The sequence below is a fragment of the Methylosinus sp. sav-2 genome, from assembly GCF_004366495.1.
GTDB lineage: Bacteria > Pseudomonadota > Alphaproteobacteria > Rhizobiales > Beijerinckiaceae > Methylosinus.
In genome coordinates this window covers 99,394-113,931 of the sequence record NZ_SOEJ01000008.1, presented here as the reverse complement: position 1 = coordinate 113,931, position 14,538 = coordinate 99,394, and the positions used below count along the sequence as shown (strand labels likewise).

General features: G+C 65.2%; 16 protein-coding genes. 8 read left to right on the top strand and 8 right to left on the bottom strand.

Going from position 1 to position 14,538, the window contains the following annotated elements:
- Window positions 1–83 precede the first annotated feature (83 nt).
- Window positions 84–734 carry a class II aldolase/adducin family protein gene (locus EDE12_RS14460; RefSeq protein WP_026598179.1) on the top strand — a complete coding sequence of 217 codons (651 nt, stop codon included), beginning with the start codon at window positions 84–86 and terminating at the stop codon, window positions 732–734.
- 57 nt (window positions 735–791) lie between these two features.
- Here the strand turns inward: EDE12_RS14460 and mtnA are convergent, their stop codons facing one another.
- The 3 genes from mtnA to phaZ form a co-directional block, all read right to left on the bottom strand.
- Window positions 792–1,880, bottom strand: a complete 1,089-nt coding sequence (gene mtnA, locus EDE12_RS14455) for an S-methyl-5-thioribose-1-phosphate isomerase (RefSeq protein ID WP_026598178.1) — start codon at window positions 1,878–1,880, stop codon at window positions 792–794.
- Window positions 1,881–2,001: 121 nt separating this feature from the next.
- A complete protein-coding gene (locus tag EDE12_RS14450) occupies window positions 2,002–2,292 on the bottom strand; it encodes a hypothetical protein (protein ID WP_024879459.1) in 291 nt (96 codons plus the stop codon).
- A 609-nt stretch (window positions 2,293–2,901) separates the two neighbouring features.
- A complete protein-coding gene (gene phaZ / locus EDE12_RS14445; protein ID WP_036290321.1) occupies window positions 2,902–4,116 on the bottom strand; it encodes a polyhydroxyalkanoate depolymerase in 1,215 nt (404 codons plus the stop codon).
- 128 nt (window positions 4,117–4,244) lie between these two features.
- Here phaZ and EDE12_RS14440 point away from each other — a divergent pair, with 128 nt between their 5' ends.
- A complete protein-coding gene (locus EDE12_RS14440) occupies window positions 4,245–4,913 on the top strand; it encodes a glutathione S-transferase family protein (RefSeq protein WP_026598175.1) in 669 nt (222 codons plus the stop codon).
- A gap of 37 nt (window positions 4,914–4,950) precedes the next feature.
- On the opposite strand, the gene EDE12_RS14435 is transcribed toward EDE12_RS14440, so the two are convergent.
- A complete protein-coding gene (locus EDE12_RS14435) occupies window positions 4,951–5,184 on the bottom strand; it encodes a hypothetical protein (RefSeq protein ID WP_134188135.1) in 234 nt (77 codons plus the stop codon).
- A 183-nt stretch (window positions 5,185–5,367) separates the two neighbouring features.
- Between EDE12_RS14435 and EDE12_RS14430 the strand changes: the two genes are divergently transcribed.
- Complete coding sequence (locus EDE12_RS14430; protein ID WP_026598173.1) at window positions 5,368–6,123, top strand: hypothetical protein; 756 nt, start codon at window positions 5,368–5,370, stop codon at window positions 6,121–6,123.
- A gap of 60 nt (window positions 6,124–6,183) precedes the next feature.
- Window positions 6,184–6,753: a transposase gene (locus tag EDE12_RS14425; RefSeq protein WP_245275717.1), complete on the top strand. Its 570-nt coding sequence runs from the start codon at window positions 6,184–6,186 to the stop codon at window positions 6,751–6,753.
- Between the two features lie 96 nt (window positions 6,754–6,849).
- Here EDE12_RS14425 and EDE12_RS14420 read toward each other — a convergent pair whose 3' ends face one another.
- The 4 genes from EDE12_RS14420 to EDE12_RS14405 form a co-directional block, all read right to left on the bottom strand.
- A complete protein-coding gene (locus tag EDE12_RS14420) occupies window positions 6,850–8,760 on the bottom strand; it encodes a S9 family peptidase (RefSeq protein WP_026598172.1) in 1,911 nt (636 codons plus the stop codon).
- A 123-nt stretch (window positions 8,761–8,883) separates the two neighbouring features.
- Window positions 8,884–9,801 carry a neutral zinc metallopeptidase gene (locus EDE12_RS14415; protein WP_024879451.1) on the bottom strand — a complete coding sequence of 306 codons (918 nt, stop codon included), beginning with the start codon at window positions 9,799–9,801 and terminating at the stop codon, window positions 8,884–8,886.
- Window positions 9,798–10,673 carry a TIGR00282 family metallophosphoesterase gene (locus EDE12_RS14410; RefSeq protein WP_051592369.1) on the bottom strand — a complete coding sequence of 292 codons (876 nt, stop codon included), beginning with the start codon at window positions 10,671–10,673 and terminating at the stop codon, window positions 9,798–9,800. The genes EDE12_RS14415 and EDE12_RS14410 overlap by 4 nt, the downstream gene beginning before the upstream one ends.
- A 123-nt stretch (window positions 10,674–10,796) precedes the next feature.
- Window positions 10,797–11,558 carry an SDR family oxidoreductase gene (locus tag EDE12_RS14405; RefSeq protein ID WP_051592368.1) on the bottom strand — a complete coding sequence of 254 codons (762 nt, stop codon included), beginning with the start codon at window positions 11,556–11,558 and terminating at the stop codon, window positions 10,797–10,799.
- Window positions 11,559–11,638: 80 nt separating this feature from the next.
- On the opposite strand from EDE12_RS14405, the gene EDE12_RS14400 reads away from it, so the two are divergent.
- From EDE12_RS14400 to EDE12_RS14385, 4 genes are all read left to right on the top strand, one after another.
- Complete coding sequence (locus EDE12_RS14400; protein WP_036290318.1) at window positions 11,639–12,073, top strand: MarR family transcriptional regulator; 435 nt, start codon at window positions 11,639–11,641, stop codon at window positions 12,071–12,073.
- 76 nt (window positions 12,074–12,149) lie between these two features.
- On the top strand, window positions 12,150–13,349 hold the full coding sequence (locus EDE12_RS14395) for an aminodeoxychorismate synthase component I (RefSeq protein WP_026598170.1): 1,200 nt from the start codon (window positions 12,150–12,152) through the stop codon (window positions 13,347–13,349).
- Window positions 13,301–14,011 carry an aminotransferase class IV family protein gene (locus EDE12_RS14390; protein ID WP_026598169.1) on the top strand — a complete coding sequence of 237 codons (711 nt, stop codon included), beginning with the start codon at window positions 13,301–13,303 and terminating at the stop codon, window positions 14,009–14,011. Before EDE12_RS14395 ends, EDE12_RS14390 begins: the two co-directional genes overlap by 49 nt.
- Window positions 14,008–14,484: a GNAT family N-acetyltransferase gene (locus tag EDE12_RS14385; RefSeq protein WP_026598168.1), complete on the top strand. Its 477-nt coding sequence runs from the start codon at window positions 14,008–14,010 to the stop codon at window positions 14,482–14,484. The genes EDE12_RS14390 and EDE12_RS14385 overlap by 4 nt, the downstream gene beginning before the upstream one ends.
- Window positions 14,485–14,538: the final 54 nt, after the last annotated feature.

The following is a 14,538-nucleotide window of genomic DNA, read 5'->3' as shown; positions in this document are numbered from 1 at the left end:
CTCGGCTGGAAAAAGAGTTTCGAGGATGTAGGGATTGAGGCGTCGCTCGGCAAGGGGCGCGCATTCGCAGACGGAGGGGTGGAATGACGGATGCGAGCAAGCGAGAGGCGATCGTCGAAGCGGCGCGGAGCATGAATGCGCTCGGCCTCAATCAAGGAACCGCCGGCAATCTATCGGTGCGCGACGGCGAGGCGATGCTGATCACGCCGAGCGGAATCTCCTACGCCACAATGACCCCGCAGATGATCGCGCGCATGCCGCTCGCGGGCGACGGCGAGTCTGAAGGACCACTGGCGCCTTCCAGCGAATGGCGCATGCATCGCGATATCCTACGCGCCAGGCCGGATGTGCAGGCGGTGGTGCATACGCATTCCATTTATGCGACGACGCTGGCCACGCTGCGGCGCGAGATTCCGCCCGTGCATTATATGATCGGGATTTTCCGCACGTCCCGCATTCGCTGCACCGATTACGCGCCTTTCGGCACACAGGCGCTCTCCGATCTCGCGGTCGAAGGATTGGGCCGCGCGCATGGCGTGCTGCTCGGCAATCACGGCATGATCGCGCTCGGCGAAGGATTGGATCGCGCAATGTGGCGCGCCGTGGAGCTGGAGACGCTGGCGCGGCTCTATTATCTCGCGCGCATCGCCGGCGAGCCGGCGCTGATTTCAGAGGACGAGATAGAGAGCGAGATCACGCGTTTCGAAAATTATGGATTGAAATCGTCGAAGTGAGATCGCTCCGCTGCGCATCCTTCTCCCACTCGTGGGAGAAGGAATCGCGCACATCGCTTACGCCAGATCAGGAAACAATCCGCGCAGTCCCGCCTCGCTCGCGGCGCATACGCCGCGCTCCGTTATCAGCGCGCCGACGAGACGCGCCGGAGTCACGTCGAAAGCGTAATTGGCGGCCGGCGAGCCCTTCGGCGTCACCTGCACGCGCGTCACCGCGCCATCTTCGGCGAGGCCGGAGATATGCGTCACCTCGCTCGCGTCGCGCTGCTCGATCGGGATTTCGGCGACGCCGTCGCGCATCGCCCAATCGATCGTCGAGCTCGGCAGCGCGACATAGAAGGGCACGCCATTGTCATGGGCGGCGAGCGCCTTCAGATAGGTGCCGATCTTGTTGCAGACATCGCCGATTCGCGTCGTGCGGTCGCTGCCGACGATGCAGAGATCGACGAGCCCGTGCTGCATCAAATGGCCGCCGGTGTTGTCGGCGATGACGGTGTGGGGAATCCCTTCGCCCGAAAGCTCGAAGGCGGTGAGGCTCGCGCCTTGATTGCGCGGCCGCGTCTCGTCGACCCACACATGCAGATCGATTCCATCGCGCGCCGCCTTGTAGATGGGCGCGAGCGCCGTGCCCCAATCGACGGCGGCGAGCCAGCCGGCGTTGCAATGGGTGAGGATATTCACCGGCCGGCCCGGATGCTCGGCGGCGGCGGCGCAGATCAGCGTCGCGCCATGGTCGGCGATCGCCTCGCAGCAGAGCGCGTCCTCATCGGCGATGGCGCCGGCCTCGCCGAAAGCAAGCGCGCGCCGGTCCGAGGGCGCCGCGGAAAGCAGCAGCCTGCGCATGCGATCGAGCGCCCAGCGCAAATTGACAGCCGTGGGGCGCGCCGCGGCGAGCCGGGCATGGGCCTCCTCCAGCGCAGCGTCGCTCGGATCGACGGCTGCGGCGAGCGCCAGCCCATAGGCGCCGGTGACGCCGATCAGCGGCGCGCCGCGCACGACCATGGTCGCAATCGCGGCGACGGCGTCGTCGAGCGAGGCGAGTCTTCTAGACTCGAATCTGTGGGGGAGCTTGGTCTGGTCGATCGCCTCGACGCTTCCGTCGGCGTTTTCCCAGATGGTGCGGTAGTGGCGTGAGTTGATGCGCATCGCGGCGGCGTGTCCGGCGGAGTCCTGCTCCACGCCTAGCCTATGGCCGCCGTCCTGTCGACCTTTCGCCCAAAAGCGATCGGGCGGCCCGCGCTGTCGCGCCGCCGCCCGCTCGTCCAGATCAAGCGGCGCGCTTCAGAGCGGCCGGAGAGAAAGCCCATGCGCGGTCACGAGCGGCGACCGGGCTCGCAGGAGCCTCGACCTGCTGCGGCGTGGCCCAAGCGCTGGCGACGATCGCCAATTGGGCGCGCAAGGAACGCTCGTTCCACCACCAGACGAGGAAGCACACGGCGGCGATGCCGAAGAGCGCGGTGAAGGGCTCGCCAGGGAGGAAAGACAGGTCGGGCGCGCATTCCTTGGCGTATTCGCAGGCGTCGGACCAGTCCTGAAACCAAGTCTTGATCGATTCCATAGTGACCTCGTCTCGCCTTCACAGCCACGGTCGAACGGGTCGGAAGGCTTCTTTTAAAGTTCGATTCCGGCGGCGCGGCTCGGGAACGATGCTCGACGGAGCGCGCCGAAATTCAGTGAACTTAGAATATTGCGCCGCACAAAAATTTCAAGGAAAAATTCCCGTTGGGCTATAGAGGAACGTAATAGTCCAGTAACCCTTATGACGCCTAAAAGACCGACTTATTTTGTTTTATATCATATGCTTGTCGTGCATTTTACGCCGAGGCTGGACGCCCGGCTCGCGCCCCTGCGGCGCCGCCGTGACGCCCTGCAACAATTTGTCACAGTCCCGGCCTCGGCTCGCCGCTCGCAGGCTGTTCTGAATGTGGTCGCGCGGGACCGGGGCAGAACTGATTGTCCCAGCGCTCACCATTGAAGACGCCATAATGCCGACGCCGGCCTGCTGCTGCGCGTTGAGGTCCAGCATCGTGAGAGGAAGGCGCTGGCGGCTTGCGCGGCACGACGAAGGCGAGAGGCGGCGGTCTCGGGCGGGCTCAACGGCCCCGGGGCGGCGCAACGCCTTCGGCGCCCGTCCGATCGCCCAGATTCCGCCCCTGCGGCGCCTCGCTCACAGGCTGTTTTGGATATGGTCGCGTACGACGGGGTAGATCTGATTGTCCCAGCGCTTGCCGTTGAAGACGCCATAATGGCCGACGCCGGCCTGCAAATGGTGTGACTTCATATAGGGACGCAGGCCACTGCACATATCCTGAGCGGCGAGTGTCTGGCCCACGGCGCAAATATCGTCCTTTTCGCCCTCCACCGTGAGCAGGAAGGTCTTCTTGATCGCGCGCGGCGTCACCTTCCGCCCTTTAAAGAGCAGACTGCCCGCGGAAAGGGCATTTTTGTGGAAGACGGTCTCGATCGTCTCCAGATAGAAATCCGCATCGAGGTCCATTATCGCGAAATATTCCTCATAGAAGGTGCGGATGCGGTCCGCCTTCTCATGGTCGCCCTCGACGCGGTGGCGGAAGAGATCGATGAAGGCGTTGGCGTGGCGCTCGGCGTTCATGCTCATGAAGCCGGAGATTTGCAGAAAGCCGGGATAGACCCGCCGCCCCGCCCCCGGCAGCATGCGCGGCACTGTGCCGATCACATTGCTGCGGAACCATTCGATCGGCTTGGAGACGGCGAATTCATTGACCTTGGTGGGCGAGACGCTGACATCGAGCGGCCCCGCCATCAGCGTGAGGCTCGCCGGCTGCGCGGGGTCATTGTCCTCGGCCATTATGGCGACGGCGGAGAGCGCCGCGACCGTCGGCTGGCAGACCGCGACGACATGGGCGGGCGGGCCGAGGAAGCGCAGAAAATCGATCAGATGCTGGACGAACTCGTCCATGCCGAAAACGCCCTGCGAGAGCGGTATGTCGCGCGTGTTGATCCAGTCGGTGACATAGACGTCGTGGTCCTGCGCGAGCGTGCGGATCGTGCCGCGCAGCAGAGTCGCGAAATGCCCGGACATTGGCGCGACGAGCAGCACGCGCGGGAGATTTTCCGCATCCTTGCGCACGAAGCGCAGCAGCTGGCAGAAGGGCGTGGCGTAGACCGGCTCCTCTATCACGTCGATGGCGGCGCCATTATGCGTCGTGATCTGCGTGACGCCATAGTCGGGACGCACATGCGTGAAGCCGAGCAGCGAGACCAGCTCGCAATAGGCCTCGAAGCACCGCAAAGGCGACGCGTAAGGCGTCGATTTCCATAGGCGAGCAAGTCGCTCGCCGCTCGCCGCCGCCAGACGAAGTCGATTGCTCACGTCGGCGTAGCTCTGATATGCGTCATACATCATGCGGCTGAGCGAAACCTTCCGTTACCGATGGGGCAGGTCGAGCAAGCCCCGTGCCATGGACGGGCTCTAGCATGGCACAGCGCTTGCTGCACAGTCCACCAAAGGAAAAGGAGGAAGCGTTTCTCATGGCGGCGAACACGGCGGCGACGACGACGCTCACGATCAGCAGCAAAAACTATTCGTCTTGGTCCTTGCGGGGCTGGCTGATGGCCAAGCTTTCCGGCGTCTCTTTCGAGGAAGTCGTCGTCAGTCCCGACGATGTCGCGGCGCGCGCGGAAATTCTCCTGCTGTCGCCGTCCATCCTCGTGCCTTGCCTCACGCATGACGGCGCGAAAATCTGGGACACTCTGGCGATTGGCGAATTCTTGAACGAGATCGCGCCGACGGCGGGACTATTGCCGGCCGATCGCATGCGCCGCGCGCATTGCCGCTCGATCTGCGGCGAGATTCACTCGGGCTTCACATCGCTGCGCTCGGCGCTGCCGATGAATCTGAAAGGCCATTTCCCCAAGTTCAAGGTCTGGTCGAAGGCGCAAGGCGACATCGCGCGCGTCACGCAGATCTGGCGCGAATGCCTCGAGACCTATGGCGGGCCTTATCTCTTCGGCCAGATATCCATGGCCGACGCGATGTACGCGCCGGTGGCGACGCGCTTTCGCACTTACGACGTTCCTCTGGACGACGTCAGCCAAGCCTATTGCGATCGCATTTTCGAATTGCCTGCAATGCAGGAATGGATCGCTGCGGCGCTGCTCGAGAAGGAAGAGATCGAGGAGCTCGAGGTCGAGTTTTGAAGCTCGCGCCTCGCGCTCTTTAGGTTTCCGACATCGCCTAGCGATAGCGCCACCTGCGCCGGGGCGCGACATAGATCGAGCGTCCCGAATAATACGGCTCCACATAGCTCGGATAAGCGTAATAATACTGCGGTTCGTAATAGGCCGGGGACTGCGGCGTGGCGGCGTAATTTTCCGCGCGATCGGTGAAATCATTATGCGCCTGCGCGGCGCCGGCGAAGGCTGAGGCCACGACGGCGGCCGAGGCCAATTTCAACGCGTTTCGTCCCATAACGGTCTCCTCTTTACGCGCCCGGCCCCAAAGAGCTAGAAAACGCGCGAGCAGGATGCGAGTTCCGGCCGCCGCGGGCGTCCGGCGCTGCGACCGCCGGCTTTGGGGGGGATTCGGCGGCTTGCCCATCGTTATGTATCATGGTTACATAACACGAACGAGAGCCACGACCCGAGCGCGCCCATGACCGATCCGAGCCCGACCGATCCGACCTCCGACGGCCCCTCCTCCTTCTTCAAAGCTATGGCGAACGCCTTCGACGCGACGATCCGCGAGCGCCGCAAGCGGCCGGAATTCATCGGCGCGCTCTGCCTCCAGGCCTTCGACAGCTTCGAGGGCAATCTCGTCATTCAGACGGAAGGCGCGCCGGCCATCGCCTGCGCCGGCGATTGTCCCGCCTGCTGCGTGCTGCGCGTTGTCGCCACGGCGCCGGAGGTGTTTCTCATCGCGCGTTTCGTCAACGCCAATCAGCGCGCGCTCGCGCAGCGCGGCGTCGATCTGCCGGGGCGCATAGCGGCGATCAACGCTTTCGCCAATGGCTGCTCGGAGAGCGCGCGCATGGCGCTGCGCCAGCCCTGCCCCTATATCGAGGCGGGCCTCTGCCTGCTCTATCGGCTGCGTCCGCTCGCCTGTCGCGGGCACGCCTCCTATGACAAGAACGCCTGCCTCGCTGCGACCAACGGCTACGACGCCGACACCGCCGTCTCGACGCCGCATCTCATGGTCCGCAGCATGGTGCAGAATGCGATGATGTCCTCGATGCGCTCGGCCGGCCTCGCCTGGCGCCTCTATGAGCTCAATGGCGCAGTCGCCATAGCGCTCGACGACGCCGACGCCGAGCAGCGCTGGATCGACGGCGAGGACCCGCTGCTGCCCGCCGCAATAGCGGATTTCGACGCCGCCGAGATCGCCGCGACATTCGACACGTTGCGAAGCTGACGCGGCACATTTGGCGGGGCTGACGCGGCGCATTTGCCGAGCAGGGCGAAAATATGGGATATGAGCGTCTTACGACAGGCGCTCTCTCTGGCGACGCTCATGCTTTCGGCCGTCATACTCGCATTCGACACGCCCCCGGCGACGGGCGGGCGCGCCCGGGAATCGGCCGAGCGCGACGCGATCGTGCGCACGCTCGCCTCGCTCATCGACGCTTGCGTCGCCGGCCTCGTCGCCGACGCCGTGCTGGTGGGGCCGCCCGACTCCGGCCTCGGCATCATTGCCGAGGAGGCCGGCTGTGGGCTGGTGGAAGCCGTCGACGCGCGCTCCGGCCTCGCCCGCGCGCTGCCAGCGATGCGCTATCCCGATGTGCTTGTTCTGCGCGCCGGCCATGCGCCCGAGCGCGGCTTCGTCGATGAAGTGCGCGACGCTCTCGCCTATGGCGGACGCGACCGCGCGCTCGTGCTGCGCGCCGCGCCCAGCTCGCTGCTGACGCGCATCGCGCCGCGGCTGGCGGAGCCCGTCGGCCTCGTCGCCCGGCGCGAGGATTTCGGCGCCGCCGGTGATTTGGCGACGCTCGCCAAAAAGCTGCGCGCGACCGAGCTGACGACGAAAGCCCGCCGCGCAATCTGACGTGGGTTCTCCGATGCGAGCCTGAAGGCTCGCCGTCCATGGCGCGCGTTGGACCGCGAGCCTTCAGGCTCGCTCTCGTCCAGCGGCGGGCGGCCGCTACGGCAGCGCCAGCTCCGACGCGCCCTTTTCTATCTTCAGGCTGCTCGCAGAAAGCTCTTCCGCCCGCACCGGCTCGGCGCGACCGCCGAGATGACGGGCGAGGAAATTCTCCGCGACGGCGTGGTAGGAGAGCGCATTCTCCGGCCGCGCGAAGCCATGGCCCTCGTCGGGATAGAGCAGATAGGCGACGGGAATCTTCTTGGCCTCCAGCGCCGCGACCATTTGCTCGGCCTCGGCTTTCTTCACGCGCGGATCATTGGCGCCTTGCGCGATCAGCAGCGGCTTGGCGAGACGATCGGCGGAATGGAGCGGCGAACGCTCGCGCAGCAGCACGCGCCCCTCCTCCGTCGCCGGATCGCCGAGCGCCTTCACCAATTGCGCGCGTGCGGATTCCCAATAGGGCGGAATGGTCGCGATCAACGTCTCGAGATTGGACGGGCCGACGACATCGACGCCGCAAACATAGCGCTGCGGATTGCGCGTGAGGCCGACGAGAGTCGCATAGCCGCCATAGCTGCCGCCCATTATGGCGATGCGGCTCATATCGGCGATCCCCTGGCGGATCGCCCAATCGACGGCGTCGTTGAGATCATCGTCCATGCGCCGGCCCCATTCGTGATCGCCGGCGTTGACGAATGCTTTGCCGAGCCCGGTCGAGGCGCGGAAATTCACGCTGAGCACGGCATAGCCGCGATTGGCGAGCCATTGATGCGCGGCGTTATAGCCGAAGGAATCGCGCGACCATGGCCCGCCATGGACATAGAGAACCATGGGCTGCGGCGCCTTCGCCTCCGCCGTCTGCGGCGACGTGAGATAGCAGACGAGATCGAGCCCATCGCGCGATTTGATCGTCACCGGCCGCATCGGACGCAAAGGCGCGCCAATGAGCTGCGGCCGCGCATGATGCAGCAGGCGCAGGCTCTTCGCGCGGCGATCATAGAGATAGGAGGCGGACGGGCTGGTGTCGGATTGCGCCGAGACGGTCCAGAGAGAATCATCCTCGGTGCGGCTACCGATGCTCCAATCGCCGATGCCGCGCGCGTTCAGAAAGTCGATATCCGCCTTTATGCGATCGTCGAGCGCGACATATTCGAAGCGCTCGCGCTCGACGCTATAGGCGAGCGGCTCATAGCTGTCGTGATCGCCGATGATATGACCGATATCGGCCTTGTCGCTCTCGGCGATGAGCTTGGTCTCGCCAGAGGCGACATCGACGCGAAACAGCGCAGCCTTGTCACGCCCGCGGCTGTCGCGCAAGAACAAGGTCTTCGCCGCGGCGTCGAGATGCAGCGGCGATGATGTGCGCGCATCCTCCGGCGAAAAGGTAATCCATTGCGTCCAGCCACGGCCGCCATCGGGACGCAAAATCTCGCTGCTTCCATCCTTGCCGCTGCGTATGGCGAGGCGCGGCGCGAGATCATCGTCGTGGATGAAGCCGGCGAAGCCTGGATTTTCTTGCACCAGCGTCAGTTCGCCAGTGGCGATGATCGCCGAATAGAGATCGTGAAAGCGCTTGTCGCGGCGGTTGATGGAGAGAAGGATTCGATCGCGAATCTTGCGACTGGTTCCGCTGACGCGCGCGGCGACGCCCTCGAAGGGCGTGAGGTCGCGCGCGGGACCGCCCTCGGCGTCGACGACATAGACGTGAAAATTCTCGTCGCCGCCCTCGTCCTGCATATAGAGCAGGCTGTGGCCGTCATAGGCCCAGGAGAAGTTCCGCACGCCGCGCTTGCGATCATTGGTGACTACGCGCGCATCCTCGAGGCGATCGAGCGGCGCGACGAAAATATTGAGCACGCCTGCATCCGGCTGCAGCCAGGCGAGCCGCCGCCCGTCCGGGCTCAGCCGCGTCCCCGCCTTGGTCGGATTGCCGAAAAGATGCGCTCTGGGAATGAGCCGGTCGGGCATTGCAATCGATCTCCGCAAAATCGAAACCGCTTCACAGAGCTAGCCTGAAGGCTCGCGGTCCAGGGAGCTCTTTGGACCGCGAGCCTTCAGGCTCGCTTCTCAGTCGAACAATGACGCGAGACGCTAGCGCTGCGCCGTAAATGTGTTGCAGGCGTCGATCTTGCCGGTCTGCAGACCGCGCTGGAACCATTCGACGCGCTGCGCCGAGGAGCCATGGGTGAAGCTGTCCGGCACCGCATAGCCCTGCGCGGAACGCTGGAGACGATCGTCGCCGATCGCCTGCGCGGTGTTGATCGCCTTTTCGATGTCGCCCTTCTCGAGAATCTTCCAATTCTGATCGGCGTGCGCCGCCCAGACGCCGGAGAGGCAATCGGCCATCAGCTCCACGCGGACCGAGAGATTATTGGACTCGGAACGGCTCGACGCCATCTGCTGCGCGCGCTGCACCTTGGGCAGAATGCCGAGCAGATTCTCGATGTGATGGCCCATCTCATGGGAGATCACATAGGCATAGGCGAAATCGCCGCCGCCGCCGAAGCGCCGATCCATGTCGCGGAAAAACGATGTGTCGAGATAGATTTTCCGGTCGACGGGGCAGTAGAAAGGCCCCATGGCCGATTGCGCGCGGCCGCAAGCCGAACCGGTGACGCCGTTGAACAGAACGAGCCGCGCCGGGTCGAAGCGAATGCCCTTCTGCTCGGGCAAAATCTGCGACCACACGCGCTCATTGCCGGCGAGCACGGCGGAGATGAACTGACCCTGGCGATCGGCCGGCGCGCCAGTCGGCGCCTGACGCGTCGGGCGATCGAGCCGCTGCTGCGCCACCTGCCCGCCGCCGCGCATATTGCTGAGCACTTCCGCGCCGCCGATCAGCAGCGCCGGATTTATGCCGAACGCATAGGCGAGGACGCCGAGAATGACGATCGTGCCCAGCCCGAGCCCACCGCCGCCTCCGAAGCTCGGCCCCGCGCCGGCGTCGGCGTAATCCTGGCTGCGACGATCCTCAATGTTGTCGGACTGGCCGAGCTGATCCCATCTCATCGCCTTGGCGCTCCGATAGCTTCGACGAGCCGCCCTGCCCGGGCCTCGTCCTCCTCCTGCCAGAAGTCCGGCTTGGCCTGCGCCAGCCGGCCGCCGATCCGCACCGGGGCGATGCGCCGCGCGAGGCCATCGGCCGAAAGCTCCACCGCGACGCCGCAGAGCGTCGCCTCGCCCTGGGCGGGCTCGAAACGGGCGCCCGGCGTTTTGCGCGTGAAGCGACGCAGCGGCTCCTCCTTCTCCATGCCGATGACCGAATCATAGTCTCCGGTCATGCCGGCGTCGGTCATATAGGCCGTGCCATGCGGCAGGATCTGCCCATCCGCCGTCGGCACATGGGTGTGGGTGCCCACCACCAGAGAGGCGCGTCCGTCGACGAAATGGCCCATGGCCATTTTCTCGCTGGACGTTTCGGCATGTATGTCGACGATGAGCGCGTCGCAAGCCATGCCCAGCGGACAGGCGCCCACTTCCCGCTCTATGGCGGCGAAGGGATCGTCCAGCGCATCCATGAAGACGCGGCCCTGGACGTTCACCACCAGCACCTGGCGGCCGTTCTCGGCCGTGTAGAGATTGGCGCCCCGGCCGGGCGTGCCGGGTGGATAATTCACCGGGCGCAGCAGCCGCGGCTGGCGCTCGATGAAGACCAGCGCCTCGCGCTGATCGAAGGCGTGATTGCCGGTGGTGATGCAATCGGCCCCGGCGGCGAGCGTCTCGTCGCAGATCGCCTCGGTTATGCCGAAGCCGCCGGCGGCGTTCTCGCCATTGACGACGATGAAATCGAGCGCCCAACGACGGCGCAGCTCCGGCAGCCGCTCCTGTATCGCCTTACGCCCGGCCCGCCCCACCACATCGCCGATGAAGAGGAGGCGCATACCGCGCTCGCTCGGCGAATGATCGGGGGAATGGGGCATGAGAACGCTCGTGGGACGGAAGGGAAGCTCAGATGTTCCATATAGCGCAATGGGGCGGGGAGCAATTTTCCGCTGGGGTCGACGCTACCAGTCCAGTCGCCCGGCAGGCCCCCAAAAGCCTCCGCTCGGCGGCGCCGGGTCCAGCGTCGCGAGACGCACGGCGACTTCGGCGCCCTCCGCCGGCGTCACCCCGCCCGCGCGATAGCCATTGAGCGCGGTCGCGACCTGGCCCGGCGAGGTCGCATAGACTTTGACCGAGGTCTCTCTCAAATGCTTCGCATATTCCAGCGTGAGCGAATTCAGCGCCGCTTTCGAGCTGTTGTAGGCGAGCCAATTGAGCTTCACCAGAGGCGGCTCCATGCGCGCCGTCATGCTATGCGAGCCGAGCGCCGCGGATTGATTTATGATGCGGCCGTCTCGCGCGTTCAGCAGCAGCGGCAAAAATGCATTGGTCACCGCGGCCACGCCGAAGACATTGGTCTCATAGGTTTCACGAAAATCCTGCAATGTCGTTTCCGGCGGGCGCTTGTGCTGGTCCCGGGCGATCCCCGCATTGTTGATCAGCACGTCCAGCCGACCAATCTCGCCGGCGAGCCGGATCGCGGCCTGAGAGACGCCGGCGGAATCGGTGACGTCCAGCGCGAGCGCGACGACATCCCCTCCCCCCGCGCGAAGTTCCGTCACGACAGAGTCGCCGCGCTCGACGTCGCGCGCGCCGATGACGACCTTCAACCCTTTCGCCGCCAGCTGACGCGCGATTTCGAGCCCCATGCCGGCAGTGGCTCCGGTTATAAGAGCGACGCGGGCGGTATCGCCCGTGGAATCGGCGGACTCGACGATGGACATGAGCGCTCTCCTGAAAATTAAAGGCCCCTTATACAAGGACCCTTATATATTGATCGAGGCAATTATACAAGGGGCCTTATATGGTCGATGACCGATTGAGGGCGGCGGCGCTCGGGCTGAAGCGCGCGCAAGCCGCAAAGAGCGCGCTTCTCGACCGACGTCTCGCGAGCATCGGCCTGACGATGGCGCTCTGGGTCGTCCTCGAACGAATTCGCGCCAATCCGGCCCTATCCACCCATGCGCTCGCCGAGGCGAGCCTGATGACCGATCAATCCGTCGGCGAGCTGGTGAGCAAATTGGCGAAACGTGGCCTCGTCGAACGCGTGAGCGGACCCGGCCGCGCGATCCGCCACCATCTGACAGATTCGGGAAGAGAGCTGCTCGAACGCGCGGCGCCTCTGCTTGCAGAAGCCTTGCAGAGCGCCTTTTCCGAGCTTAGCGCGGCCGAGATCGAGCAGCTGATCCGGCTGCTCGACAAAATCGCGCCGGCGAAAGCTTCAGGCGCTTCGCTATGAAGCTCCAACTCGCGGCTTCATCCGCAGGCCCGGCTGATATAAGATGGGCTTTCCGAACCGGAGCGCCGCGTCCCTCATGTTCCATATCGCCGAGCTTCGCGGGCGCGAGCCTTTCGACCCCAATAAGGCGCCCGATGGCCCCTTCGTCGTCTTCGAGGACGGACGAAACGGCGCCGCCCTGCTCTTCGACGAGCCGGAGGAGATCATCCGCGCCGACACGGCGGCGGAGGTCCCGCAGGCTTTCGCGCGCATGGAGGCGGCGACACGGCGCGGGCTCTTTCTCGCGGGCTACGCCGGCTATGAGCTGGGCTATGCGCTGGAAGCGAAATTCGCGAGCGGCCCCCTGCCCCGGGCGCGCACGCCGCTGCTGCTCTTCGGCGCGTTTCGCGCGCCGCGCCAATATGAGTGGCGCAACGCCGCCTCGCTCGCGACCGAGACCGCGCCGGTCGAGATCGCGCTGACCCCCGCGTGGAGCCTCGCCGAATATACCGAGCGCTTCGACGCCTGCCGCGAGCTCATCTATGCGGGCGACGTCTATCAGATCAATCTGACCTTCCCCATGCATGGCCGCTACGAGGGCGAGGCGACGGCGCTCTATCGCGCGCTGCGCAAGCGCCAGCCGGTCGCCTATGGCGGCGTGGTCGCGCTCGGCGAGGAGAAAATCGTCTCGCTCTCGCCGGAGGTTTTTTTCGACGCCTGCGAAGGCGTGATCCGCGCGCGGCCGATGAAGGGCACGGCGCGGCGCGGCTTTCTGCCGACCGAGGATATGGCGCGCGCCGCGCTGCTGACGCAGGACGAGAAATCGCGCGCCGAAAATCTGATGATCGTCGATCTTCTGCGCAACGATCTCTCGCGCCTCTCCGAGGTCGGCTCGGTGCGCGTGACCGATCTCTTCACCGTCGAGACCTATCCGACGCTGCATCAGATGACTTCCGGCATAGAGGCCAAGCTGCGCGACGGCGTGACGCTCGCCGATCTCTTCGCCGGGCTATTTCCCTGCGGCTCCGTGACCGGCGCGCCGAAAATCCGCGCCATGGAGATTATTCGCGATCTCGAATGCGCGCCCCGCGGCGTGTATTGCGGCTCGCTCGGCCTCATCGCGCCCGACGGGGCGATCCGTTTCAATGTGGCGATCCGCACGCTCACACTTTTCCCCGATGGGGAGCTCGTCTGCAACGTCGGCTCTGCGGTCGTCGCCGATTCGCGGGCGCGCGAGGAATATGAGGAATGTCTGATCAAGGCGAAATTCCTGACCGGAGCGAAGACTTCGGCCTGATCGAAACGCTGCTGTGGACGCAGGACGGCGGTTTTCTCTATCTGGACGAGCATGTCGCGCGGCTTTCCGCCTCGGCGCGCGCGCTCGGCTTTCTCCATAGCGACGAGGCCTTTCTCGCGGCGCTGAACGAGGAGGTCGCCGATCCGCTCGACGACCGTCTGCGCGTGCGCTATGCGCTCGGCCGCGACGGCCGTTTCGAGGCCAGCTCGCTGCCGATCGACGCGATCACGCCGGATACGATCTGGCGCGTCGCCATCGCCGAGGCGCGCTTCGAATCCGACGATCCGATGCTGCGCCACAAGACGACGCGACGCGAGCTCTATGAGCGCGAGCTGGCCGAAGCGGCGATGCGCTGCCGCGCCGACGAGGTGCTGTTTCGCAATGAGCGTGACGAAGTCTGCGAGGGCGCGCGCACCAATGTCTTTCTCGCACGCGATGGCGTGCTACTGACGCCGCCGCTCTCCAGCGGGCTGTTGCCGGGAACATTGCGCGCGCATCTTCTCGCCAGCGGCAAGGCGCGCGAGAGCCTGCTGCGGCTCGAGGACTTTGCCGGCGACGCGGAATTTTATTTCGGCAATTCCGTGCGCGGGCTCGTTCGCGCGGCTCTGATCGTCGAGGAAGTGACCGTCGAGGACGAGACCGCCGAGGACGAGGAGGCGTGATCCACATCCGCCCCGCCGCGCGCGCGGATGGCGCGCTAGTCGCCGCTTTCGTGCGCGAGCTCGCGGAATATGAAAAGCTCTCGCATGAAGTCGAAGCGTCGGAGGAAATGCTCGCGCAGGCGCTGTTCGGCCCTACTCCGCGCGTCTTCTGCGATATCGCCGAATGGGACGGCGCGCCGGCGGGCTTCGCGCTCTGGTTCTATACGTTTTCGTCGTTTCGCGGCCGGCACGGAATCTGGCTCGAGGATATTTTCGTGCGCCCGCAATTTCGCGGCGCCGGCATAGGCAAGGCGCTGCTCGCCCATCTCGCGCGGCGCTGCGTCGCCGAGGGACTCGGCCGTTTCGAATGGTCGGTGCTGGATTGGAACGCGCCCTCCCTCGCCTTCTACGAAGGGCAAGGCGCAAAGCTCATGCATGAATGGAAAATCTGCCGCATGACCGGCGCCGCGCTGGAAGCTCTCGCGGAAAAATGACGCCGCATCCCTTCCTTCTCCCACTCGTGGGAGAAGGTGGCCCCGCGAAGCGGG